The 2,506-nt window shown below is 74.9% G+C and carries 1 protein-coding gene; it reads right to left on the reverse strand.

Translation table 11 applies throughout. The features are described 5' to 3' along the window. Positions 1 to 2,506: polyketide synthase dehydratase domain-containing protein (locus G3I65_RS55990; protein WP_160704767.1), on the reverse strand; the 2,506-nt coding region annotated here is incomplete at both ends.

Genomic DNA, 2,506 nt, shown 5'->3' on the forward strand with positions numbered 1-2,506 from the left:
CCAGTTCGGCGGCACCGGGCGCGTCGGGACCGCGCCGGCTCAGCAGGACGAGGTCGCGGACGCCGTGCCCGGTGACCAGCCGCCGCGCGAGCAGGCCGCCCAGCGCGCCGGTGCCGCCGGTGATCAGCACCGTGCCGGGGCCGAAGCACGACGGCATGGTCAGCACGACCTTGCCGACGTGCTTGGCCTGGCTGACGAACCGGAACGCCTCGGGCGCACGCCGCACGTCCCAGGTCCGCACCGGCAACGGCGTCAGCGCCCCGGCTTCGAACAGCGCGATGACCTCGGTGAACAGCTCGCGGATCCGGTCCGGCCCGGCTTCGACGAGGTCGAACGCCTGGTAGGCCACGCCCGGGTGGGCGGCGGCGACGTCGCCCGCGTCGCGGACGTCCGCCTTGCCCATCTCCAGGAACCGCCCGCCGCGCGGCATCAGCGCGAAGGAGGCGTCGACGAACTCCTGCGTCAGCGCGTTGAGCACGACGTCGACACCGCGGCCACCACTGGCCTCGCGGAACAGCTCCGCGAACCCGGTGGTGCGCGAGGAGGCCAGGTGGGCGTCGTCGAGCCCGGACGCGCGCAGGACGTCCCACTTGCCGGGGCTCGCGGTGGCGTAGACCTCGGCGCCGAGGTGGCGGGCCAGCTGGATGGCGGCCATGCCGACACCGCCCGCACCGGCGTGGATCAGCACGGACTCCCCGGCCCGCAGCCCGGCGAGGTCGACGAGGCCGTAGTACGCGGTGAGGAACACGATGGGCACCGAAGCCGCTTCGCTGAACGACCAGCCTTCGGGCATCTTCGCGAGCATCCGCTGGTCCGCGACCGAGCGCGGGCCGAACGAGCCCGGGAAGAAGCCCAGCACCTTGTCGCCGGGCTTGAGGCCGGTGACGCCTTCGCCGCATTCCAGCACGACGCCGGCGCCCTCGATGCCCATGATCGGCTCGCCCGGGTACATCCCGAGTCCGATGAGGACGTCGCGGAAGTTCATGCCCGCGGCGCGGATGGCCACCCGGACGTGGCCCGGTTCGAGCGTCTCGGGCAGCGGATTCGGGAGCAGGGCGAGGTTTTCCAGCGTGCCGGGTCCGGTGGTGTCGAGCCGCCAGTTGCCCTCGGCGGGCACCCGCAGCAGCTCACTGGAGCCGGCGCGCACCAGCCGCGCGGCCAGCGCCCGGCCGTCGCGCAGCGCGAGCTGCGGTTCGCCGGAAGCGACCGCGCCCAGCAACGCCGCCGAGCGCGGGTCTTCGTCGTCGAGGTCGACCAGTACGAGCCTGCCGGGGTTTTCGAACTGCGCCGACCGCAGCAGGCCCCAGACCGGCGCGGCGGTGAGGTCGGGGACGCGGTCGCCGTCGACCGCGCCGACCGCGCCGCGGGTGACCAGCACCAGCCGCGCGGTGCTGAACCGGTCGTCGGCCAGCCAGGCGCGGACCAGGTCCAGCGCGAAGCCCGCGCGGTCCTTCGGCTGCGGCGAGTGCCGGATCGCGGAGAACACGAACTGTGGCTCTTCGCCCGTATCTTCGGTGCTGCGACCGAGATCCGCTAGGTCCACATAGGACTCGACGGTGCCCGCCGAGCCGAGGCCCGCGACCAGGCCGAGCGGGTCGGGGCCGATGACGGCGTACCGGCCGCCGGTCGTTTCGGGTACCGGGATCGGCGTCCACTCGACGTGGAACAGCGAGTCGCCGCCGTCCGGGCCGCGCAGTTGCTCGGCCGAAACCGGGCGCAGCACCAGCCCGGCCACCGACGCGACCGGCGCCCCGGTGGCGTCCGCGACGTCGACCGCGACCGCGTCCCCGATGCCGGGCCGCAGCCGGACCCGCAGTGCGGCGGCCCCGGCGGCGTGCAGGGTGACGCCGGTCCAGGCGAACGGCAACCGCGGTCCGGTCTCGCCGTCCCGCAGGCCGAGCGCGTGGAGTGCGGCGTCGAGCAGCGCCGGGTGGAGACCGAACGCGCCGGCCTGCTGCTGCTCCGGCAAGGCGACTTCGGCGTAGACCTCTTCCCCGGCGCGCCAAGCCGCACGCAGGCCACGGAACGCCGGGCCGTAACCGAAGCCGGACGCGGCGAGGGTGTCGTAGAAGCCCGTCACGTCAACGGGTTCCGCGCCGGCGGGCGGCCACTCGGCCAGTCCGGCGGGCTCCGCCGCAGCGGCCGGGGCGAGCACCCCAGCTGCGTGCGCGGTCCACTCGTCGCGGCCTTCCGGTCGCGAGTGGATCGTCAGTTCGCGGCGGCCTTCGTCGTCCGGCCCGCCCACCGCGACCTGGATCGCGACGGCGTCCTGCTCGCGCAGCACGAGCGGGGCGGAAAGGGTCAGTTCTTCGAGTGCGGGGCAACCGGCCTGGTCGCCCGCGCGCACCGCCAGCTCGACGAAAGCGGTGCCGGGCACCAGGACCGTGCCGAGCACGGCGTGGTCGGCAAGCCACGGCTGCGCGGCGAGCGACAGCCGTCCGGTGAGGACGACGCCGTCGCCGCCGGCCAGCGGCAGGGTCGCGGCCAGCAGCGGGTGCCCCGCGTC

This window comes from Amycolatopsis sp. SID8362 (assembly GCF_010550475.1).
Classification (GTDB): domain Bacteria; phylum Actinomycetota; class Actinomycetes; order Mycobacteriales; family Pseudonocardiaceae; genus Amycolatopsis; species Amycolatopsis eburnea.